Annotated in this window: 19 protein-coding genes and 2 tRNA genes; 13 read left to right on the plus strand and 8 right to left on the minus strand. The window is 43.9% G+C overall.

Features of this window, described 5'->3' with window-relative positions; genetic code table 11:
* Positions 1 to 90 precede the first annotated feature (90 nt).
* Positions 91 to 531: a hypothetical protein gene (locus tag E7X57_RS11610; protein WP_135613117.1), complete on the minus strand. Its 441-nt coding sequence runs from the start codon at positions 529 to 531 to the stop codon at positions 91 to 93.
* 161 nt (positions 532 to 692) lie between these two features.
* Between E7X57_RS11610 and E7X57_RS11615 the strand changes: the two genes are divergently transcribed.
* Positions 693 to 4,130 (plus strand): DNA polymerase II large subunit, encoded by a 3,438-nt coding sequence (locus tag E7X57_RS11615; RefSeq protein WP_135613118.1) that lies wholly within the window; start codon positions 693 to 695, stop codon positions 4,128 to 4,130.
* Positions 4,131 to 4,253: 123 nt separating this feature from the next.
* Here the strand turns inward: E7X57_RS11615 and mmp10 are convergent, their stop codons facing one another.
* Positions 4,254 to 5,486: a methyl coenzyme M reductase-arginine methyltransferase Mmp10 gene (gene mmp10, locus E7X57_RS11620; RefSeq protein ID WP_135613119.1), complete on the minus strand. Its 1,233-nt coding sequence runs from the start codon at positions 5,484 to 5,486 to the stop codon at positions 4,254 to 4,256.
* Positions 5,487 to 5,907: 421 nt separating this feature from the next.
* Between mmp10 and mcrB the strand changes: the two genes are divergently transcribed.
* From mcrB to E7X57_RS11665, 9 genes are all read left to right on the plus strand, one after another.
* Positions 5,908 to 7,212, plus strand: a complete 1,305-nt coding sequence (gene mcrB, locus E7X57_RS11625) for a coenzyme-B sulfoethylthiotransferase subunit beta (RefSeq protein WP_135613120.1) — start codon at positions 5,908 to 5,910, stop codon at positions 7,210 to 7,212.
* A gap of 36 nt (positions 7,213 to 7,248) precedes the next feature.
* On the plus strand, positions 7,249 to 7,737 hold the full coding sequence (gene mcrD, locus E7X57_RS11630; protein ID WP_135613121.1) for a methyl-coenzyme M reductase operon protein D: 489 nt from the start codon (positions 7,249 to 7,251) through the stop codon (positions 7,735 to 7,737).
* A 6-nt stretch (positions 7,738 to 7,743) separates the two neighbouring features.
* Positions 7,744 to 8,346 (plus strand): methyl-coenzyme M reductase I operon protein C, encoded by a 603-nt coding sequence (mcrC, locus tag E7X57_RS11635; protein WP_135613122.1) that lies wholly within the window; start codon positions 7,744 to 7,746, stop codon positions 8,344 to 8,346.
* Between the two features lie 12 nt (positions 8,347 to 8,358).
* Entirely contained in the window at positions 8,359 to 9,105 is a 747-nt protein-coding gene (gene mcrG, locus E7X57_RS11640) for a coenzyme-B sulfoethylthiotransferase subunit gamma (RefSeq protein ID WP_135613123.1), read from the plus strand.
* A 14-nt stretch (positions 9,106 to 9,119) separates the two neighbouring features.
* On the plus strand, positions 9,120 to 10,838 hold the full coding sequence (mcrA, locus tag E7X57_RS11645; RefSeq protein ID WP_135613124.1) for a coenzyme-B sulfoethylthiotransferase subunit alpha: 1,719 nt from the start codon (positions 9,120 to 9,122) through the stop codon (positions 10,836 to 10,838).
* A gap of 287 nt (positions 10,839 to 11,125) precedes the next feature.
* On the plus strand, positions 11,126 to 12,475 hold the full coding sequence (locus E7X57_RS11650; protein WP_135613125.1) for a glutamate-5-semialdehyde dehydrogenase: 1,350 nt from the start codon (positions 11,126 to 11,128) through the stop codon (positions 12,473 to 12,475).
* Between the two features lie 22 nt (positions 12,476 to 12,497).
* Entirely contained in the window at positions 12,498 to 13,625 is a 1,128-nt protein-coding gene (proB, locus tag E7X57_RS11655; RefSeq protein WP_135613126.1) for a glutamate 5-kinase, read from the plus strand.
* A gap of 127 nt (positions 13,626 to 13,752) precedes the next feature.
* Complete coding sequence (locus E7X57_RS11660; RefSeq protein ID WP_135613127.1) at positions 13,753 to 15,270, plus strand: ATP-binding protein; 1,518 nt, start codon at positions 13,753 to 13,755, stop codon at positions 15,268 to 15,270.
* 103 nt (positions 15,271 to 15,373) lie between these two features.
* Positions 15,374 to 16,369, plus strand: a complete 996-nt coding sequence (locus E7X57_RS11665; RefSeq protein ID WP_244603693.1) for an AI-2E family transporter — start codon at positions 15,374 to 15,376, stop codon at positions 16,367 to 16,369.
* Between the two features lie 51 nt (positions 16,370 to 16,420).
* Here E7X57_RS11665 and E7X57_RS11670 read toward each other — a convergent pair whose 3' ends face one another.
* The 4 genes from E7X57_RS11670 to E7X57_RS11685 all read right to left on the minus strand — a co-directional run bounded on the left by E7X57_RS11670 (position 16,421) and on the right by E7X57_RS11685 (position 20,288).
* The gene (locus tag E7X57_RS11670; RefSeq protein ID WP_135613129.1) at positions 16,421 to 17,095 is read right to left on the minus strand and encodes a PHP domain-containing protein; all 675 of its coding nucleotides are present in this window, start codon (positions 17,093 to 17,095) and stop codon (positions 16,421 to 16,423) included.
* A 242-nt stretch (positions 17,096 to 17,337) separates the two neighbouring features.
* Complete coding sequence (gene hflX, locus E7X57_RS11675; RefSeq protein WP_135613130.1) at positions 17,338 to 18,585, minus strand: GTPase HflX; 1,248 nt, start codon at positions 18,583 to 18,585, stop codon at positions 17,338 to 17,340.
* A 128-nt stretch (positions 18,586 to 18,713) separates the two neighbouring features.
* Complete coding sequence (locus E7X57_RS11680; RefSeq protein WP_135613131.1) at positions 18,714 to 19,106, minus strand: DUF2209 domain-containing protein; 393 nt, start codon at positions 19,104 to 19,106, stop codon at positions 18,714 to 18,716.
* Positions 19,107 to 19,250: 144 nt separating this feature from the next.
* Positions 19,251 to 20,288: a flippase-like domain-containing protein gene (locus E7X57_RS11685; RefSeq protein ID WP_256369423.1), complete on the minus strand. Its 1,038-nt coding sequence runs from the start codon at positions 20,286 to 20,288 to the stop codon at positions 19,251 to 19,253.
* A 166-nt stretch (positions 20,289 to 20,454) separates the two neighbouring features.
* Between E7X57_RS11685 and E7X57_RS11690 the strand changes: the two genes are divergently transcribed.
* The 3 genes from E7X57_RS11690 (at position 20,455) to E7X57_RS11700 (ending at position 22,820) form a co-directional block, all read left to right on the plus strand.
* Positions 20,455 to 21,264, plus strand: coding sequence for a phosphatase PAP2 family protein (locus tag E7X57_RS11690; RefSeq protein ID WP_135613133.1), 810 nt, complete (start codon positions 20,455 to 20,457; stop codon positions 21,262 to 21,264).
* Positions 21,261 to 22,391, plus strand: a complete 1,131-nt coding sequence (locus tag E7X57_RS11695) for a UDP-N-acetylglucosamine--N-acetylmuramyl-(pentapeptide) pyrophosphoryl-undecaprenol N-acetylglucosamine transferase (protein WP_135613134.1) — start codon at positions 21,261 to 21,263, stop codon at positions 22,389 to 22,391. Before E7X57_RS11690 ends, E7X57_RS11695 begins: the two co-directional genes overlap by 4 nt.
* A gap of 96 nt (positions 22,392 to 22,487) precedes the next feature.
* Complete coding sequence (locus E7X57_RS11700) at positions 22,488 to 22,820, plus strand: helix-turn-helix transcriptional regulator (protein WP_135613135.1); 333 nt, start codon at positions 22,488 to 22,490, stop codon at positions 22,818 to 22,820.
* 97 nt (positions 22,821 to 22,917) lie between these two features.
* Here E7X57_RS11700 and E7X57_RS11705 read toward each other — a convergent pair.
* A tRNA-Ile gene (locus E7X57_RS11705) sits at positions 22,918 to 22,992 on the minus strand.
* Between the two features lie 22 nt (positions 22,993 to 23,014).
* Positions 23,015 to 23,087, minus strand: a tRNA-Asn gene (locus E7X57_RS11710).
* Positions 23,088 to 23,212 lie beyond the last annotated feature (125 nt).

Raw genomic sequence — 23,212 nt, forward strand, 5'->3', positions numbered from 1 at the left:
TATCAAATAGATAATAAAAGGAGAACAACGAAAAAAGTAGGAACAGACATCTCTGCCTGAAAATGAGAATGTAACATGATAGGAAGTTCCTCATACAAGACCTAACAACTGTGAAAGTTTCAATATAACATTGCCAACAGAAAGGGTAACTTTATTAACAATACTTACTGCTTCAATTTTAACATTACCACCATCATAAGCCTCAAGAAAATCGTTCACCGGATCATCCGATCCAAGAAGTTCACGTACAGTTTTCTCATTAGTATTAATTATAATAGAAGGACTGAGATCCGACCCATCCGGATCAACGGCACTAAAATCAGTTACGATCATATCTTTAGTCACTATCTTCAAAGCAAGAGTACTTCCGTCGTTCATATCAATTACTGCAAGGATATCTTCATTCCCAAGCAGGCCTTTAAGAGGAGCGGGAGCACTATCTGCGTTCAAGTTGAATTCAGTTATTACAAAGTCCAGTTCACTGGAAAGATCAGCTGATGCAGGGACTGAAAACAGAGTTGCAATAATCAATAATGTTAGAATAATCCTGTTCAATACAAATCCTCCGTATTAATATATAAATTCATATAATATTCAAAATATAAAAATGAGATGGAATCGATCTAAAAGAACATCAACATCTTTTTAATTTCAAAAGCCATAGTCAATGAAATCAGGGAGATCAACCCAACATGGCAGAAATTGTAGCAAGCAAGGAAATGCATGAGTACTTCAATACGCTTGAGGGCACGTTGAAAAAAGAGATAGAAATAGTCAACAATGCACGCTCAAAAGGAAAAGATCCAAAACCCCATGTTGAAATACCACTTGCAAAGGACCTGGCCGACAGAGTGGAGAACCTTATCGGAGTTAAAGGTGTAGCAGAACTCATCCGGAAACTGGAAGAAACAAGGTCAAGAGAAGAAGCTGCATTGGCCCTTGGAAGAGAAGTAGCTCAGGGAAAAGTTGGTACCTTTGATTCAAAATCTGATGCTATCGAAGCGGCGATCCGTGTGTCTGTTGCCATGTTGACAGAAGGAGTTGTTGCTGCCCCAATTGAAGGAATTGACCGCGCAGGGATTGGAAAGAACGATGACGGATCTGAATACGTCAGCATTTTCTATGCCGGCCCGATACGTAGTGCAGGAGGTACTGCACAGGCACTATCAGTACTTGTTGGCGATTATGTACGCAGAGGTGTTGGTATTGACAGGTATAAACCCCGAAAAGAAGAGGTTGAACGCTATATCGAAGAGATCATGCTCTACAAAAGGGTTGCAAGTCTCCAGTACACCCCATCCGAAGAAGAGATCCGGCTGATCGTAGAGAACTGTCCAATATGCATTGACGGGGAACCAACCGAAGCAGAAGAGGTTGAAGGACACCGCAATCTCGACAGGATAGATACTAACAGAGTGCGTGGCGGAATGGCCTTGGTACTTGCGGAAGGTCTGGCATTAAAAGCCCCAAAGATACAGAAGCATGTAAAAAAGCTTAAGATCGACGGATGGGAATGGCTCGACCAGCTGATCTCCGGTACAAAACCTGCATCTGATGATAGTGGTGAAGAGAAAACGGATGAAAAACCGAAGATCAAGCCGAAGGATAAGTACATGCGAGACCTGATCGCCGGAAGACCTGTTTTTTCCCACCCATCCCGACCAGGAGGATTCCGGTTGCGCTATGGAAGGTCGCGCAATACATCCTTTGCAGCCGCAGGAATAAATCCATCCGGAATGATCGTGATGGATGATTTCATCGCACCTGGAACACAGCTTAAAGTTGAAAGACCTGGAAAAGCAGCAGGAATGGCACCAGTGGATTCCATCGAAGGTCCCACTGTAAAACTCAGGTCCGGAGATGTTGTCAGGATCGACCGCATAGATGAAGCATATGAGTTGCGATCAGATGTCGAAGAGATCATTGACATCGGCGAGATACTGATAAATTATGGCGATTTCCTTGAGAACAATCACCCTCTCGCACCATCCCCTTACTGTTTCGAATGGTGGATACAGGAATACAGGAAAGCCGGAGGAGATCCGTCAGTTGACGAAGAAGTCCTTAAAGACCCATACCAAAATGTTGCATTGGATATCAGCAAGAAGTATGGAGTCGCACTGCATCCTAAGTTCACATACCTGTGGCATGATATTGAAAATGAACAATTCGAACAGCTTGCGGACTTCATATCTGAGAACGGCATCCTTGAGAATGATAGATCAATGCTCAGGTTGCCAAATGATGCTGCCATGTCAAGCGGAGTGAAAAGAATACTTGAGATAATGCTTGTCCTTCACAAGGTCCGCGATGGAATGATATTGATAGAGGAACCACTGCCATTCATATATACACTTGGACTTGATGATGAACTCCGGAAAAAGTGGACGTCTCTTGAACACGAAGAGGTGCTTGACAATATCAACCAGATCACGGATTTTGAAGTCCGTCCAAGGGCACCCACGCGTATCGGTGCAAGGATGGGAAGACCGGAGAAATCTGATAAAAGAAAGATGTCACCGGCACCTCATGTGTTGTTCCCTATTGCAGAATCCGGAGGCAATACACGAAAACTTGAGAATGCCGCCAGCTTCAAGGCATCAACAAATGCAAAGGTCGGCGAGATCGCTGTAGAGATCGGTAATAGGATCTGCCCGGCATGCGGAGTGGAAACCCTCGAATACAGATGTGACTGTGGCGAATATACCATACCAAAACTTTTCTGCCCCAGATGCGGGATATCTGTGAACAAAGCGGAATGTCCCAAGTGCGGTACAAAGACAACCTGCACAAGTATGAGAAAGATCGATTTCAAAAGCATTTATCAGAAAGCATTCGAAAAGGTAGGTGAAAGGGACAAACTCGATTCCTTCAAGGGTGTTAAAAAGATGATGTCAAAGGACATGACACCCGAACCACTTGAGAAAGGGATCCTCCGGGCAAAGCACGATCTGTTCACTTTCAAGGACGGAACGGTCCGTTATGACATGTCGGACATACCACTTACACACATCCGGCCTTCAGAGCTGGGCGTCACCTGCGAGAAGTTCAGGGAACTTGGCTATGAAGAGGATATCTACGGAAAACCACTTACTGATCCTGACCAGGTGCTCTGCCTGAAGGTTCAGGACCTCGTGGTATCATACGATTGTGCTGATTATATTCTAAGGACCATGCAATACATTGACGACCTGCTTGTCAAATATTATAAAGTTGACCCATATTATAATGCAAAGACAAGGGATGACACGGTTGGCACCCTCCTGATGGGACTGGCACCGCATACATCAGCAGGAGTGCTTGGAAGGCTTGTAGGATTTACCACAGCTGCAGTAGGATATGCACACCCGTTCTTCCATGCTGCAAAAAGGCGTAATTGTGATGGGGATGAAGATTGTGTCATGCTGCTTATGGATGGCCTACTCAACTTCTCCCGCGAGTACCTGCCGGACAAAAGGGGAGGAAAGATGGATGCACCTCTTGTTCTGACCACACGCCTTGATCCTAGTGAGGTTGACAAGGAAGCACATAATATCGACGTATGTGAATCATATCCGCTTGAGTTCTACGAAGCTACACTGAGAATTGCAAACCCGAAGGAGTTCGAAGACACTTTTGACCTGATCAGCAACAGACTTGGTACCCCGTTACAATATGAAAAGTTCATGTTCACCCATGATACATCCAACATTGCAGCAGGGCCGCTTAAAAGTGCATATAAGACACTTGGAAGTATGGTCGAAAAGATGGATGCACAACTTGAACTTGGAAAGAAGATACGCGCTGTTGATGCTTCAGACGTCGCAGAGAGGGTACTTATATCCCACTTCCTGCCGGATATGTTCGGAAACCTGAGAGCATTCTCAAGACAGGGGACAAGATGTGTAAAATGTGGTGCTAAGTACCGCAGACCACCACTTACAGGTAGTTGTCAAAAATGTGGTGGCAGGGTTATCCTTACGGTTCACGAGGGAGCTGTCAAAAAGTATCTTGAGGTCTCAATGAAAGTAGCAGAAGAGTACAATGTTTCCAGTTACACAAAACAGCGCATTGAACTGATAGGCTATGACATGAAGTCACTTTTTGAAAATGACAGGTCCAAACAGATGGGACTTTCAGACTTTATGTGAAAATATTGCAGCAGATGCTGCAATATATTAGTGTACAACTACGATCGAGCATTGGATAATTATCCATTAGCAGATAAATAGATAGATTAAGCAACTGATCGAGCAATCTATTACCGATAAATATCACTGCACAGGTATACCTATGGCATTGATCTGCTGAATGAGCTCTGTGAACATTTTCATTTCAAGATCAAGAACATCTTCTTCGCTCATACCTATTGACATCTCGCCATCAACTGTCAATGTATCAGGCCCACGCCTTACGAGCCGGTCCACACCATCGCTGCAAAGCAGTCCCTTAACTTCGGGATCATGGACAAAAGCACGACCGGGAATGATAACCGTCTCCTTTACATTGGAAAGATCAAGATCACGGAAATCATCGATAGTGATCAGGCAGCCGATGTCCTTGTTCAAACCAATTACATTCACAATGCCTCCCAATTTGTCGAATATCCCGGAAAGCCTTTCTTCTGCAACCTTACTTGTGATTATTGTAGCTTCCTTTGTAACCTCAGGTAACTTTGCGAGCAGATCATCATGCGATCTGATCGCGAACGGGGACCCATAGAGTGGATCTTCCAGAGGTGTGCCGGTTACCCTGAAGTTATGATTATTAGCAGCATCACGTACTATCTGAGTGAACTCCTCGACGCTATGAGACTCGATGCCTTCCATTATAGGTGCATTCTCAAGTATCAGCCCTTCTTCCCTTGAGTTCGCAAAGCGCATGAGTATCGCACCTGAGGCACCCATTTCTTCAAGGTCTGAAAGTGTGTTCTCAAGGACTTCACCATCATTGGCACCCGGAATTACAACAATTGCAGCATAGACCTCACAATGAGCACAGAAGTCACGAAGTACAGCAAGAGAGGCTTCCGGCTCGGGATCGTTCATATACTTCCCACGAATTTCCGGATCGGTCGCAAATACGGTAAATGATACCTCGGTAACACCGTTCTCAATGAAGAAGGCAGCATCATCTTCCGAAGTAAATCCTTTACCACTGGTATATCCCAAATGTATTGGTTTTTTGAACTGTGATAAGAAAGAAACCAGCTCCTTAAGTTCAGGATAACAACTGATGTCACCTCCACCACTTATGGTAAACTTGTCAGCTTCCCCCGAACCAAAGTGCAGGGCTTGTGAAACTTCACCCATAACATATTGAGCAGGTTTGAAGCCGGAGTAGAGTTCTTTGACGCCGCGTGTGCAGTAGTCACATCCCTTTGAAAAGGGGAAACAATGTTTACAACCAAAAGCAGGTACGTCTTTTACTTTCTTAAAGTAACAGTATTTGCAAAACCCGCGACAATCTACGCCGGGATTTCCACCGACATCTGCGACTATTTCCATATCGATCGTGGGTACCTTAATGAATGTAGTACTAAACCTTTGTGGTGCAAAAAACGGGAGAGAACAGACATAGATTATTATTCCACACAGAATTAATTTAGAAAGAGATGATTGGCAGTTCATTTCATACAAATTCAACCGTAAGTATGTCTATAGTATGTTTATTCCGTTGAATAATTCAAATTAAAAGGCATAATAGGCAAATTCTTTAATGATTAATGATGATTGAAATTCAGAACCTCACGACAAATCCAAAAGCTTTAAACCTGAAAACAACGTTCCAAATTTGAATCAATTAGAAGAATGACCAATTGGAAACATCATTTAACACATAACCGGCATCAGTAGGAAACTACTGTGCCATCGCTCAAATCATGTGGTTTCCATCGGGATTTCTGGAATAAAATTAGGAGGAAATATCGTGTCTGACAAAATAGACATATATGACGACAGAGGTACACTGTTGGAAAGCGGCGTCGACATAATGGCACTCGCACCAACAACAAATGCAGCAATCGGAAAGATCATCAAAGACACAAAGAGGACTGTAGCTGTCAACCTTGCAGGTATCGAGAAAGGTCTCGCAACCGGCAAGTATGGTGGTAAAGGACGTCAGATTCTCGGACGTGAACTTGAGTATGATATCGTAGGGAACGCAGATGCTATCGCAGAGTCTGTTGCAAACCTTGTAAAGGTAAGCGACGACGACGACACAAACGTAAAAGTGATCGGTGGCGGAAAACAGCTTCTTGTGCAGGTTCCAAGCGCAAGGACAGACGCTGGTGCTGACTTCGTTTCAGGAAGTACAGTAAGTGCAGCAGCTGTTGTACAGACCATCATTGATACATACAACACCGACATGTTCGATGCACCACTCGTAAAGGGTGCTGTCTGGGGTAGCTATCCACAGACCATGGACATGAGCGGCGGTAACGTTGCATCAATTCTCAGCATACCACAGCAGAATGAAGGTCTCGGTTTCTCACTTAGGAACATCATGACCAACCACGTCGCTGCTATCACAGGCAGAAAGGCACTCAACGCTGCTGCACTCTCCTCAATATACGAGCAGGCAGGTATGTTCGAGATGGGTAACGCAGTGGGTTCATTCGAGAGACACCAGTTACTCGGATTCGCATATCAGGGTCTTAACGCTAACAACTTCGTCTACGAAACTGTCAAAGAGAACGGCAAGAACGGTACAGTCGGTACAGTCATCGACACCATTGTCGAGAAAGCAATCGAAGCAGGTATCATTGAGGTAGACCACAAGGCACCATCCGGATACAACTTCTACAAAGCAAATGACGTTTCCATGTGGAACGCATGCGCAGCAGCCGGTCAGCTCGCAGCTACACTCGTAAACTGTGGAGCAGGCAGAGCAGCTCAGAACGTATCATCAACCATCCTGTACTTCAACGATATACTCGAGAAGGAAACAGGTCTTCCAGGCTGTGACATGGGTAGAGCACAGGGTACTGGAGTCGGATTCTCTTTCTTCAGCCACTCAATCTATGGTGGCGGTGGACCAGGTATCTTCAATGGTAACCACGTTGTAACAAGACACTCCAGAGGATTCGCAATTCCTTGTGTATCCGCTGCATGTTCACTTGATGCAGGTACTCAGATGATCACCATCGAGAAGACATCAGGACTTGTCGGAAATGTGTTCGGTTCAATCGAAGAATTCAGAGAGCCAATCAAAGCAGTTGCAGGGGCACTCTAAATAAAGAGCTCTAACAGATCTTGAAGGTAATCAATAATGGTCGATTCTGCATCAAACACAGAGAACCTCATACAGATCGAGATATTTCCACGAAGGTTACTCAGCCCGGAAACCGCACAGGAACTACTCGTCGAACTGAGCAAAATAGAAGGCATCACAAGGGCATTCGTACAGGGCCCAAGACTTCCAGTGACCGTACCATACGGTCCTGCGACAGGACAGGATGTCAACCATAAGTTCAGTGACACGATCAGTATCGGTGAAACGGACATTAGCTTGGCTGTGATCGTTGGCCGCATAAGGCTGGAAGTCCTCAACTCTGAAATAAGAGACAACATCAGGGAAGTTTGTGAGCGAATACTCCCGATGGGACTCGAGTTCAGGGAAGGACTTTTCTTACAAAAAAAGCAGACCGTCTCCGACTATGCAAAACGTGGTCCTGGAGCAGATCCGACAGTCCTTGGACTGGCAGATCCGAAAGGCAAAGTGGGTAATCGTATTTGTACCTTAAATCCAGCGGAATGATGTTAAATGTTTGACCGGGAAACACAAGTTGTAGACTGCAGGCATGGAATGGGCCTGGGACGCGGTGGAGGGCTTGCACAACGCGGCACTCTTTCCGAGACCGGACGCCCTGATGTCATCACCGTCGCAATGAGTCCCGGCAGACGTCACATCACAAAACCGATATGTGAACTCACATACGGTATGCGCAGGGAGGATATACAAGTCAGTGTCCTTGTATTGAACTCAGGATCAGGAATTCCTGATACACCAATGAGATCAGGCGCATTCGGGATAACACCTGAAGAAGTTGCGCAGATATCAAGGCATAAGCTGGCAGTTATCCATACAGGGAACATACGAGACCATGTGGTCAAAAAAGTAAGAGAAATTCTAAAGGATGCAGAGGTCCCGGCAATAATCGTCTGTCAGACAAATGTCGACTTCGAGGATTTTGCCAAGGGAGGAATTAAGACCAAATTTGTGAAGCCTAAAAATAACGAGACCCTAACAAAAGGAAAAGTTATGGATATTGTGTCAGGAGTCACAAGAGGAGAATCATGTTCAAGAGATAAGTTGAACGAACTTGTGAAATCCGTAAAGAACACAATGAGATCTATTGATAACTAAGGAGTGTATAATATGGCATACGAAGCACAATATTATCCAGGTGCAACATCCGTTGCAGAAAACAGAAGAAAGCACATGTCCGGAAAGGTCGAAAAACTCAGGGAAGTCTCTGACGACGATCTTACATTAGTACTCGGACACCGTGCACCAGGTAGTGACTACCCAAGCACACACCCACCACTCGCTGAGATGGGTGAACCAGAATGCTCAATCAGAGAAATGGTCGAACCAACACCAGGCGCAAAAGCCGGTGACAGGGTAAGGTACGTTCAGTTCGTTGACTCAATGTACAACGCACCATCAACACCATACTTCAGGTCCTACGCAGCAGCAATCAACTACAGAGGTGTCGACCCAGGTACACTTTCCGGTCGTCAGGTCGTTGAAGCTCGTGAGAGAGACATGGAAGAGATCGCAAAGTTCCAGCTCGAGACAGAAATGACCTGTCCAGCACTTGCAAGCCTTCGTGGCGCAACTGTCCACGGTCACTCACTCCGTCTCCCAGAAGATGGAATTATGTTCGACATGCTCGACAGATGCCGCCTTGAGAATGGCGTAGTTATCATGCACAAGGACCAGGTAGGAAGGGCAATCGACAAGAAGGTCGACTTTGGAAAGCCAATGTCAGAGGACGAGGCTGCCAAGAGAACCACAATCTACCGTGTGGACAATGTCGCATTCAGAGATGACGCAGAGGTCATCGAATGGGTCCACACAATATTTGAGAAGAGAACCGCATATGGATTCAAGCCAGAGTAATCGAGGTGAGATAAATGGCAGATGATAGAAAGAGATTGTTCCAGAAAGATTTGGAAATCAAATTCACAAAAGAACACGGCGACAACAAGATGGAAGGCGGAGAGATCACTGACAAGAAAGTGACATACTACCGTCTTGGTGTTGACCAGAACCCAAGAAAGGTCGAGATGAAGAAAGCTGGCCAGGATATGGCTGCAGCGAGGGGACTCGTTGGTTACAACCCAATGATGCACTGTGGTGGTATACCACTCGGTCAGAGAGCACTCACACCATCCTTCATTTCCGGCACTGACATCATGGTCGAGTCCGATGACCTCCACTACGTCAACAACGCTGCAATGCAGCAGATGTGGGATGACATCAGAAGAACCACAATCGTCGGTATGGACATGGCTCACGAGACACTCGAGAAGCGTCTCGGTATAGAAGTCACACCAGAAACCATCAACCACTACCTTGAAGTGCTCAACCACGCACTCCCTGGTGGAGCAGTTGTTCAGGAGCACATGGTCGAAACACACCCAGCTCTTGTAGATGACTGTTACTGTAAGATCTTCACCGGTGACGACGAACTTGCAGATGAGATCGATGACCAGTTCCTCATCGACATCAACAAGCAGTTCCCAGAAGAGCAGGCAGAAGCACTCAAAGCAGCTATCGGAAAGACAACCTGGCAGGCAGCACACATCCCAACCGTTGTAAGCAGAACAACAGATGGTGCACAGACCTCAAGGTGGATGGCAATGCAGGTCGGTATGTCCTTCATCGCAGCATACAACATGTGTGCTGGTGAAGCAGCAGTAGCTGACCTTTCATATGCAGCAAAGCACGCTGGTGTAATCTCAATGGGAGATATGCTTCCAGCAAGACGTGCACGTGGTCCAAACGAGCCTGGTGGAATTTCCTTCGGTCACATGGCTGATATCGTTCAGACAAGCCGTGTCGACGCAGAAGACCCAGCACACGTAGCTCTCGAGGTAGTAGGTGCAGGATGTATGCTCTACGATCAGATCTGGCTTGGTTCCTACATGTCTGGTGGTGTCGGATTCACACAGTATGCAACCGCTGCATACACCAACAACATCCTTGACGATAACCTGTACTACAACGTTGACTACATCAACGACAAGTACGATGGTGCAGCAAACAAGGGTACCGACAACAAGGTCAAGGCAACAATGGATGTTGTCAAGGACATCGCAACAGAGTCCACGATCTACGGTATCGAGAACTACGAGAAGTACCCAACAGCACTCGAAGACCACTTCGGTGGTTCCCAGAGAGCAACAGTACTCTCCGCAGCAGCAGGTAGTGCAACAGCACTCGCAACCGGAAACGGAAACGCTGGTCTTTCCGCATGGTACCTTTCAATGTACCTGCACAAGGAAGCCCTCGGACGTCTTGGTTTCTTCGGATTCGACCTGCAGGACCAGTGTGGTGCTACAAACGTATTCTCCTTCCAGTCCGACGAAGGTCTGCCTCTTGAGCTCCGTGGTCCAAACTACCCTAACTACGCAATGAACGTAGGTCACCAGGGTGGTTACACCGCAATCGCTTCAGCAGCACACGCTGGACGTGGAGATGCATGGGCAGTCAACCCACTGATCAAGGTCTGCTTCGCAGATGACCTTCTACCATTCGACTTTACCGCACCAAGGAAAGAGTTTGGAAGAGGCGCAATCAGGGAGTTCGAGCCAGCTGGTGAGAGATCACTCATCATCCCAGCAAAATAAACATAAATTTGAAAAGGCAGGCTTTGCCTGCTTTTTTCTATCTTTTTTGATCCGGATATTAGTCCGCTTTTTTTAATCTCGATACAACATTTGTTCATGAGCGAAAGCTTTGTTTGATGGAAACCCTTCACCGATGACATATTCGGCATGCTATAAACATGAAAAAAGAGCAGGTAAATCGATAATTATATCAGTAAAGTAATCATCATCAAAAGCATTCAAACAGGACCGAAGAAACTAAACTTCGAACAGATCATCATATTATCTTTTTACAAGGGGATCACTTCATGGCCACAGAGATAGAAAAGAAAGTAATGGAAGCTAAAATGGCATCCATTACACTTGCAAGTGTAGACACTAAGACAAAGGACAGGGCTCTTGAAGCCATGGCCAACGCACTTGACGAGAACCGCGACAGAATAATAGAAGCAAACAACGCTGACCTGGAAGAAGCCGGGAGAATGAAGGCCGAAGGTAAACTGTCACAGGCACTTGTAGACCGTCTTAAGGTCAGTAATGCGAAGATCGACGGAATGATCAACGGTATTCGTGATGTTATCAAACTTGAGGATCCTTCCGGTAAAACAATGAAGACGCTTGAACTTGACACCGGCCTGGACCTTTATCAGGTAAGCTGCCCTATCGGACTCATAGGAGTTATTTTCGAATCCCGTCCGGATGTTGTCCCACAGATCATGTCACTTTGCCTCAAGAGCGGGAACGCCACCATATTCAAAGGTGGTAGCGAAGCATTGAACTCCAACCGCACAATATTTGACATACTTGTCAAGGCAATGGAAAATACGGAAGGAATACCAAACGGTGCATTCCAGCTCATGGAAACAAGGGAAGAGGTCATGAACCTCCTTGCACTTGACGATTATATTGATCTCCTGATCCCACGCGGTTCTAACGAATTCGTGAAATATATACAGGACAATACAAAGATATCGGTGCTCGGCCACGCAGATGGAATATGTCATGTTTATGTAGACAACAATGCTGATATGAACAAAGCGTATGATGTATGCTTTGACTCAAAAGTGCAGTACCCTGCAGTATGCAACGCCATGGAAACACTGCTCATAAACAGGGAAATCGCTGAGGACTTCATTCCCGAAATGATGAAAAGGTATGATGAAGCAGGCGTCGAGCTTCGTTTTGATGAAGGATCATACACCATCGCAGAAAAACTTGGCCTGAAAAATATTAAAAAGGCAACCGATGAAGATTGGAAAACAGAATACAATGAGCTGATCCTTTCAGTAAAGCTTGTTGACTCCATTGAGCAGGCGATAAACCATATCAACAACTATGGATCACACCACACAGATGCGATCATCACAGAAGATGCACCAAAACGAAAGCAGTTCATCGATCTTGTGGACTCATCCAGTGTTATGGTAAATGCATCCACCAGATTTGCAGATGGATTCCGCTATGGAAAAGGTGCAGAGGTCGGCATTAGCACTAACAAGATACATTCACGTGGCCCGGTGGGAATGGAAGGACTCGTCATTTACAAATATGTATTGTTAGGTAATGGGGACAAGGTCTCCGATTATGCAGGAGATGAGCCAAAGCCATTTACTCACAGAGTGATCGATAAAAAACTATCCGATGCTTTGAACAACTGATAATAACAAAAAGGTGTCCGCTTTGATCAACAGGCAACAGATACTAGGTGATGCTAAGAAAATAGTCATCAAGTTAGGTACAACTTCGATCAGCAGGGAAGATGGAAGCCTTAATACTGAAATTATGGAGAAGGTCGCATCACAGGTATCCGAGCTGCATAGCGCAGGGAAGCAGGTAATACTGGTAAGTTCCGGTTCAATTGGAATTGGTATAGAGATCCTGAACCTGAACTGCCGCCCAAAGGAGATACCCGTACGTCAGGCAGCTGCTGCTGTCGGACAGGGCGTATTGATGCAGCACTGGATGGATGCTTTCCGAAAGTATGACCTTAATGTGGCACAGATACTCCTGACATACGATTCCTTCACCAACAGGTTGACATACCTGAACCTGAGGAACAGCATATCCACACTTTTAAGCTACGGAGTTATCCCGATAATCAATGAGAATGATCCCATCTGTGTTCATGAGATCGAAGCAACACTTGGCGACAATGACAAGCTTTCAGCAATGGTCGCAAGTAAGACTGAAGCTGACCTATTGATACTGCTGACCGATATAGACGGCCTGTTCAACAAGAATCCAAAAAGGCATGATGACGCAGTACTATTGAATACCGTGGAGGAGATCACACCTACCATCGAAAGCTATGGCGGAAGCCCTACCAGCATGAAAGGTGTTGGAGGCATGCGTACTAAAATAGCAGCTGCAAAGATATGCAATATGGCCGGCTGCTACATGGTCATTGCCAATAGCAGTGTGGATAATAGTATTACCAGAATACTTGCCGGAGAAACCATCGGAACACTCTTCCTTGCAAACCAGTACGTTCAAAAGAACAGGATACGCTGGATAATACTTAGCAAAGCATCCGGAACCGTCATAGTCGATCCGGGAGCAAAGGAGGCTCTAACTAACAGTATGAGTTTGCTCCCATCCGGTGTTGTCGAGGTCATCGGCAACTTTGACAGAGGCGATATAGTCAAACTGGAATGTGACGGAGAAGTATTTGGAAAAGGTATCACAGACTACACATCCGATGAACTTGAAGCCATCAAAGGTAAACAAACGAATGTGATAGCAGATATTCTTGGATACAAGAACTATGATCACGTGATCAAGAAAGAGAATATCGGACTTCTCAAATAATAAGTGCCATATTTATCAGATCTTCCAGATAATAGTTATTTCAAAACAAAAGAATGACCATAACCTTATTATACATTTTTATTTACTGTAATACCATACAATTGATGGAACATTACAGGGAGCATTAATGAAGACAAGTACCAGGGAACATAACGGAAGCAAGAGATCAAAGATCCTTGTTGCAGAAGCAAAAGGTCCTGATGTTGAAAGCTTGAGCCTTGTTCTTTCAGCAGACTACGATATAATAAGGGCCACTAAAGGCAATGAAGCCCTTGAACTAGTAGAAAAAGAAAATCCCGAACTTATTCTTCTTGGCAAAGACCTACCAGATATGGAAGGACACGATGTCTGCAAGAAAATAAAGAACAAGATTCGGAACAAGCTGTTACCCGTAATAGTAGTTACATCCCTCCTCGAAAATGAGGAAAAGACAGATATCATTAAAGCAAATGCGGATGAGATCCTTATAGAACCTGTTGATGAACTGGAACTTACAACGAGAGTACGTTCACTTCTTCGCATGCGTCATCTGCACGAGGAACTTGTCAAAGAAAGGGATCAGGTACAACGATATATTGATGTCGCAGGTTCGATCATCGGAGTTGTTGACAGGGACTTCAGAGTTACCCTCGTGAACCAGAAGGCATGTGATGTTCTTGGTTACTCAAAAGAGGAGGTCATGGGGAAGAACTGGTTCGATGTTTTCGTACCGGAATACATCAGAGATGATATAAAGAAAGGCTATTTAGGCGTCATTAGCGGAACTATTGAGCCTCCTGAATTCTCTGAAAAGCCCATCATTACCAAAAATAAAGATGAAAAGTGGGTACTCTGGCACGACGTAGTACTTCGGGACGATGAAATGAACATATTGGGAACCATTAGTTCCGGCGATGACATTACGGAGAGAAAACTTGCAGAAAGCGCAATGGAAGAAGCGAACACGGAACTTAAGTTACTCGATAATATAAAGGACCAGTTCCTGACAAATCTTAATTATGAGCTCAGGACTCCACTCATATCCATAAAAGGTTTCTGCGAACTATTAATGGAAGAGAAGCTGGGGACAGTGAACGATTCCCAGAAAAATGCACTGGATGCGGTCCTCAGAAATTCAGAAAGGCTTCGACATCTGATCGACTCTCTACTGTACGTAAGTGGAGAACGCAACCAGAACATAAAGTATAATATAATACCACTTTATCCTGCAAGACTTATTGAAGACATAATTGAAGATAGAGCCTTATATGTAGAGAAGAAGGAACTGATAATTGAAAATCATGTTCCGAAAAACCTTCCTGCCATACTGGGAGACATCGAACATCTGGAAAGGATGTTTACTCACCTTCTGGATAATGCAATAAAATTTACACCTTCTAAAGGAAAGATCATATTTTCTGCCTCAACCTACGACGATACTTTAGAAATAAAGATAAAAGACACAGGCATCGGAATCCCCAAGGAACTTTTGCCCAATATATTCAGCAGTTTCTATCAGGTAGACGGATCTACCCGAAGAAAATATGGTGGAACCGGTGTTGGATTACATATTTGTAAGAAGATCATTGAAGCTCACATGGGAGAGATCTTTGTAGAAAGTGAGGAAGGAATTGGCACAACATTCACAATTATACTTCCGGTTTGACCCAAGATCATTTTTATTCCCTTAGTGATCTTCCTTTCTATTCGAACACTATAAATATAATAAGACTGGATGATTTATGATGAGAAAAGAACGGTCTGTAAAGATGGTTTTAGCACTCCTATGCATAATCATACTTGCCATCGTGCTAAGCTATGCACTGCTACCCTACGTTAATGCTTTTCTGGGAGCGTTCATCCTTTATGTAATATTCAAACCGGTATATTGCCTGCTTACAGAACGATTCAAACTGCGTAAAGATGTCTCTGCAGTTTCCGTGATGTTGATGTCAATCATACTGGTACTCATACCACTTTATTTCCTGTTCGTTTCTATCGTAGGAGAACTCGAAATTGTTATCAGCAGTATTGCTACCAACATTAGCTATGTTGACATCACAGAGAACATAAACTACCTGAATGAGATTGCACCTGACCTGAAAATTCAGGAAAAAGTGGTCAACATCGCATCCACCATAGGTTCATACACTAGCAAATACATCTTATCAGCACTGCAGAACATCAGCGGCCAGATCATCTCCCTGACTATCATGTTCTTTTTGCTATACTACCTGTTCACATCCACCAACACAGGGTTTGATAATAAGCTCAAGGAATTTGTCCCGTTCAACAACAGGAACACCGAGATACTTTTAAGAGAGCTCAAGAACGTCATACAATCCACCCTCATTGCCACACTATTAATAGCACTCCTTCAGGGATCACTAATTGGTCTGACCTTCTATGCATTAGGAATACAAGGAGCAACACTCTGGGGAGCTGTCACTGCGATCCTGTCTTTTTTGCCTGTGGTAGGTGCACCCCTTGTATGGATCCCTGCAGCCATTGTACAATTTGCATTGAAGAACTATGTTGCAGGTGTTGCAATACTCGTGATCGGAATAATAATCAGCAATATAGATAATGTCCTCAGGCCTTTTATTCAGAAAAAAGTAGGAGCTATGCACCCCTTTGTGTCCCTGCTCGGAATATTTGTAGGTATCTACCTCTTCGGGATCATAGGTATCGTAGTAGGACCATTACTGATCTCAACATTCCTTTTGGTATTGAAGATGTTCAATGAGGAATACCTTCAGGAATGAAAGAATGGGAACAATGAAAATATTGTGCAATAATATGATATTAACATAATATCAAGTGTGCATGCCGAAAGCGCGCTTTATCTTTTTCCCGGTTCCCACGATCATCTGTTTTACAACATAGGAAACAGGCGTCCTTCGCCCTCCGGAAGTTACGTTCCCGTCACGTATGGCCTGAAGCACTGATTCCACCGTCCTTTCCGAAGTATCCACCTCAGTATAAGAACAACCAACCATCTTTGCTTCATGTGAATCACTGCCTCCTACCTGCGGGAAATCAAGCTCTTTTGCAACCTTTTTTGCCTTGTTGTTAGCACCACCGGTCACACACCTGGAATTCAGGACCTCTACAGCATCAGCATCAAGCCCTTCAACGTACCCGATACCATGAGATGTTATCTTGAAAGGGTGAGGAATTACCACAACACCTCCAAGCTCTCTTGCACGTTCTATTGTTTTCTCAGGGGTCATTCCTGGTTCGATGTCCCCATCCGGAGCAAGTACCAGGATATGTCCTTTAGAAGAGGTGACCTCAATCCCAGGGATAACAACCATATCAGAACCTAATTCCTTTGCCCTTCTGGCACAGGCAAGGCCTCCCTCCCGGGTATCATGGTCACATATTGCAACACCATTAAGACCATTTTTTTTTGCAAATTCAAGAATAGAATCTATTTCAGCATTGCTATCCTTTGAAAAACAGGAGTGGACATGAAGATCAATACGCATATAGAGAAAGCTGTGCTTTCCAGTTATAAAGTTTTTGAAGAATGCCCTGCATAATTGGTCAAAAAAAGAAAAATAGGAGGACTAAAAAGCGAACGGGATGAATCAAGTCGATTAAATAGGGGATTTGTGGTGTAGTACTTAGGGGATGTATGAAGAAACCCGTTCGCAATTATACAAACGTTCTGTACCCATATATACTTTTCGCATGTATACGAACAAATATTAACCGAATGTTAATATTATTAAGAAGAAATAGCGAAAGACTGCATTTTCTGAATGATCTCATCCCTTGCTTCTATATCCATAATAATAGAATCACCGTACTCGATCGTGTGCACAATACCTTCATCATAAAGCCATGATACCATGGACATCCCCTCTTCGGACATCGGGATGGATATCCTGCAATGTTCCCATTCAGGAAGGTTACCATATAGAAGCTGCTTAAGTTCGTCAAGGCCTTCTCCAGATATTGCAGATATCATGACTGGATCAGGAGCAAGATAATCGATCACGTCCAGCTTTTCTTTCAGATCATCTTCAGGAAGCAGGTCTGTCTTGTTAAGAGCAGTAACTATCACAGCACCCTCTGTTCTCTTCCAAAAGATATCATGACTGACTGCCAGTTTCTGTCTGATAACATCCACAGGATCACTCATATCCACCACAAGAAGAATGATATCAGCCAGGAAGATCTCATCAAGAGTTGACCTGAAAGCATCTACCATCCAGTGAGGAAGGTCTTCGATAAATCCCACAGTATCCGTCAGAAGCATTTTTCTTTTGTTGATCGTGAGAGAACGTGTTGTAGGAGACAGTGTCGTAAAAAGCATGTCCTCGACTATTGTCCCCTCCTCGACAAGTGACTGGAAAAGGGTACTTTTTCCCGCATTCGTATACCCTGCCAGAGCTACAAGTGAAAAACCCCGCTCATGCCTGAAACTGCGAAGTGACTCACTCCCCTTGCACGAATGAAGAAGTTCGGTCCTGATCCTTACGATCCGTTTCTTAATATCCTGCTCATACGAATCCTCATATCCTCCAAGACCCATAAACCCCGGTCGTTCCTCTTTTTTCAGCAGGGAAACAATAGACCTTGCCTTAGGAAGCTCATATTGCAATTTTGCAAGCTCGACCTGCAGTTTTGCACGTCTTGTGGTAGCTCTTGCAGCAAATATCTCAAGGATAAGCTGGAACCTGTCCATAACCTCACATTTGCAGGTCTCGGAGATATTATAGATCTGCGTCGTTGATAGCTGGTTGTTAAAAATTACTTTTTCAGCATCCAGAGCTTCTACAAGTTCTGCGAGTTCATCTGCCTTGCCACGACCTACCTGGTACTTCCGGTCAGGATATCTTGATTGCACCAATGTGCCAACAACCACATAATCAGCAGCATGTGCTAACTCCTTGAGCTCGGCCAGCTTCCGCTCATTTGCAGCATCATCAGAATTCGGATCATTTCGTTGGACAACAATGGTTTTTTTCATAATACAACCTTGAACGGAATCATGCGGATACATATCCAATGTTTATCTATTAGTGATAAACAAATTGATGGATGTATAGGTAAGTGGTTAAACTAATCAATCGATCAATCAATCAATCAATCAATCAATCAATCAATGCCCAATTCCTTCATAAGAAGATTTCTGGAACTAAGGGACACATGGTGTGCAAATTCTATTGCCAACCTTTCGCTTAGAGATTCCTGATATTTGAACTCGCGTGAGAACATTCTCTGTGAAAGCCATTCCGGCTGATTGTACAGATCCCCATGCTCCAATATAATGGCACCAGGGTAATTTATCTCCGCAACAGTTGTTTCGATAATACTGACAACATCTACAATATCTGGTGCTGAAGATACCAGAAAAGGTTTTACGGCTATCTGGGAAACTGATTCGATATGACTTGCAGAGACATCAACTGCAACAGCAGCACAGACCATGTAGTACCCCCGATTTATCCTGTGACGACCTGAGATATCAACAGCTATTATTGGAAACATTCTATTACTCGCATAGGTATTGTTCATTAATTCAAGTATCGGTTCCGGTTATTGATAATTCAGGCATCCAAGTTCATCTATTAATTTAAATATTTATTTGAACACCCATTTAAACATTCAATATATTTGAGATATTCGAGAATATTATTTCATAAGATTCCGAATATAATCTGTATCCTTGAGTATTTTGAAGCTTACAAAACCACCTACAATAAGGTTCATGTAAAGTGTGAAAACACGCCATGCAATAACAACTATGCCAACCATGTAAGCCGGAACGAAAACCGAGAACAGGGAAGTTGCACCAAGCTCTGCCACGCCACTTGAACCCGGAGTGACCGGAATGACCAAGAGTATCATTAGCAGAATCTGTGCAGCAAATGAGATGATAATAGATGGTGGCTGATTCAATCCCATGAGGATCACCGGAACCATGGCAAATTCAACCAACCAGAAGAGAACAGTGTAAACACTACCAAATAGCAATCCTTTGCGCCCTTTTGTCACAAAGAAGGCCATGCTATCATGGAAGTCTTCAATGATAAGATCGATCTTTCCCAGAACCCTGTCAAGACGAGGATCGCCTCCCTTCCCCATAAATCCTGCAACCCGATGAAGTATGAAGTAAAGCGCTTTCTTTGTATGGTGAGGATGCCAGACTGCATAGATCACCATTACAAATATCAGAATGAGGAACAACTCTCCGACCATTATCACAATATCCAGGCCGGATGACGATATGATCCTGCGGAACAGGTGAAGGGCAAGTGGGGCCGACATCATGATAAGGATACCGTCAAGTAATCGCTCTCCAAGAACTACCGCAGTAGCCTTTCCCACAGGTACATTGTCCTGATTTAGCAGATGTACCCTCAAAGGCTCTCCGCCAATTGATGATGGAGTGACAGATGCAAGGAAAGTGCTTGAAGTAACGATCTCGATCGATCTGGATAAACCCACCCTGAAGCCAAGTGAGTTACACATTGTTTTTGTCCGCAAGCCCCAGAGGATATAGGAACTCAAGTGAAGAAATACAGCAGCCAGAAGGAACTCCGGCCTTATATCATGGATAAGTTCCAGTGTTTGTGGACCTATTGTATAGAACATAACAAGAACAATGGAAATGGCACTTATAAGAAAAGAAATTAACAACCATTTTCTTAGCTTGTTCACATAGATCATTCCTATAAATAAGGGGATTTTTCAGTCGAATTAATATTACTGACTATATACGTAGTCCCATATAACAGATTTGTTTCGATATATCGACTTGTCTGACGATATACATAATGTATAAATATGATGCAACCTAATTCATTCTAATTAAAGAAGATGACGGAAGTAAAAAATGCAGAAAGATTTAAACCTTAGAAGAAAAGGAACAGAACCAAACAACAAACTGCATTTTATATCTAATTTCCTCCCATATGCATTTGCTGCAATCCTTGTATTTGGCCTGATGCTTCTGCAACTAGATATTGAGCATTTGCTGAAACTGAACCCTACATTGAATTATGCAAGTTTCATGGTCATGATCGAAGGAGGTGCCGTAACTCACCTACAGGCTTTTGCTTCACCCTTGCTTACGTACATTTCAGCCTTTGTATACCTTATTGGATTCACCGGCCTCCTGATAGGTACTTTCCTTATATTCGCATATAAAAAGGATGAAAAAAGCCTGCAGGAGTTCTCTATAGCATTTACACTCATCTACCTGATAGCATACCCGTTCTACATATTGTTCCCTGTGGACGTGACAAGTAAAACATTACCCAATATGGCACCATTGCTTTACACCCTTGATCCATCCATCGTGCATTTCGTGCGTATCTGCGACCCTACACTTGACAATTGCTTCCCAAGCCTTCATGCAGCACTTTCCCTAATGGCAATGTTGCTCATTATATCCAGGGCAGAAAACATAGGATATAAAGCAGTTGCAGTTGCAATCACTATTGCCATCCAGTTTACGATATTGTATCTGGGAATACATTGGATCACTGATATGATCGGAGGTATAATGCTGGCAGTTACAAGTTACTATATTGCAACAAGATACCGTGAGAATATATTAGGATGGTCGGAAAGGATTAACTGTAAAGACGAACAGGAAATCAGAAAAAATGAAAAAGAGAGTAAGGGAAGGATATCACAATGAAAATAATGCTCTTTGTTTGCGGGGAAGGACTCGGACATACCAGCCGCTGCATACCACTTGCACAACAAATACAGGCAGCAGGTCATGATGTAATGATCGGAGCCTACGGGTATTCCAGAGAACTCATTGAAAAGAAAGGATTGCAAACAATAGAGATTCCGCCGGAGATCCAGCTTGTGGGTGATGCAGGCAGCCTTGATCTTAAAAGATCAGTCCTTGCTACCATCAAAAGTGGTCAATTGCTCGGGATCAGAAAGGTCAGCAGGCAATTGAAAGAATTCAAACCCCAGGTGGTTATATCAGACAGTTATTACACTGCAACCCTTGCTGCGATGTTCAAAAAGATCCCTGTGCACCTTATGATAAACCAATCTAACATGGAGGAATTCTTTTACGATAAAGGATCTTTCATGAAGCTCATTGGAAAGGTAACAAAGAGATTTTATAACGCGATATTCAGGAAAGTTGACGGGATCATCATACCGGACTATCCTATGCCAGACACAATCTGTCGCCTGAACCTTGATCTTGAGGATGAAAAAGAAGATAATGTGTTCTACAGCGGACCACTTGTCGGGAAAAAGTATGAAGAAGTGATCGAAGCGGATCTTAGCAGACCGCATGTGCTTTCCACAGTTGGTGGTTTTGGATATCGTGAACCGATATTTCGAAAGGTCATCGAAACAGCAAGACTGGATACTACGATCAGTTATACACTCCTGTCCGGGCCAAGTGTCGATCCCGATGACTTCACTGACCTGCCAGAAAACGTGACCATACTCAGGTTCATTGAGGACCAGTTCCCATACATAAAAAGTTCCGATCTTGTAATTGCACCCGGAGGTCACAGTACGATGATGGAAGCTCTTTCATTTGGCATCCCGATGTTATCTTTTCCGGACATTGGACACAACGAGCAGGAGAACAACGCTAATGCACTGGAAGAAGACGGATGCGGAAGGAAGTTGAACTATTCAACGTCCCCTGCACAACTCCTTGAATACATACATGAGATCACAAATGACGGAAAGTTACTTGAAAAAAGTCGGGAGCTACATGACCTCTCCAACGAACTTGACGGACCATCTGCTATCACAAGGATGATGGAATTAAAGTACATGAAATGATCTTACGCTACAAAAGATATTTCACTTCTGATACCATTAATGGATATCATAATAATAACAGCGTTTACTCAATATTATTTCCAATAGGTGCATTAGATGATAATTCCTGAACCGATCGAAAATGAAGTGAAACTGCTTGGGGGAACTGAAGGTATTGCATTGAGGATCGCAGATGATGACAAGATCGCCAGGCAAAGTGGCATACATCATGCACTATCCTCCGCGATACGCCTGAAAATACTCAACCTTGTGCTGGTGCAGCCCCTGTGTGTCTGCCTGATCAAGGATATCACAAATATGCCCGATTCAAAACTCTCCTACCATCTTTCGATCCTTGTGGATAATGGGCTTATTCATCGGGAGAAAAGTGGTAACTGGATAATCTATCATCCAACAGAAGAAGGCAGGAAGTATAAGGTAGAGCCTTAAAAGAACCCAAGACTTCTTTCAGCTTGTTTCTTGTTTTTGTTATTTATTATTATTAAGATCTGCAAAGAACAGAGTTAAACTTAATTGAATATTGAGATGGGCCTAACCGGATTTGAACCGGTGATCGCCCGGTTATGAGCCGGGCGCTCTAACCTGACTAAGCTATAGGCCCTCAAAAAAAGGTAAGTAGAAAACGCCGCCAACAGGGCTCGAACCTGTGACATTCTGATTAACAGTCAGACACTCTACCAACTGAGTTATAGCGGCACTTGATTGCGCTTCAACGCACGATTCCTCCTAATGCAGTTATCGAACTTAAACCTTTTGTTCGAAAAAGCAAAAATGCCCGCAATAAGCAGGAATTTTCGCAATTTTGAACCAAAATACCGCCC

It is taken from the genome of Methanococcoides sp. AM1, assembly GCF_900774055.1.
Classification (GTDB): domain Archaea; phylum Halobacteriota; class Methanosarcinia; order Methanosarcinales; family Methanosarcinaceae; genus Methanococcoides.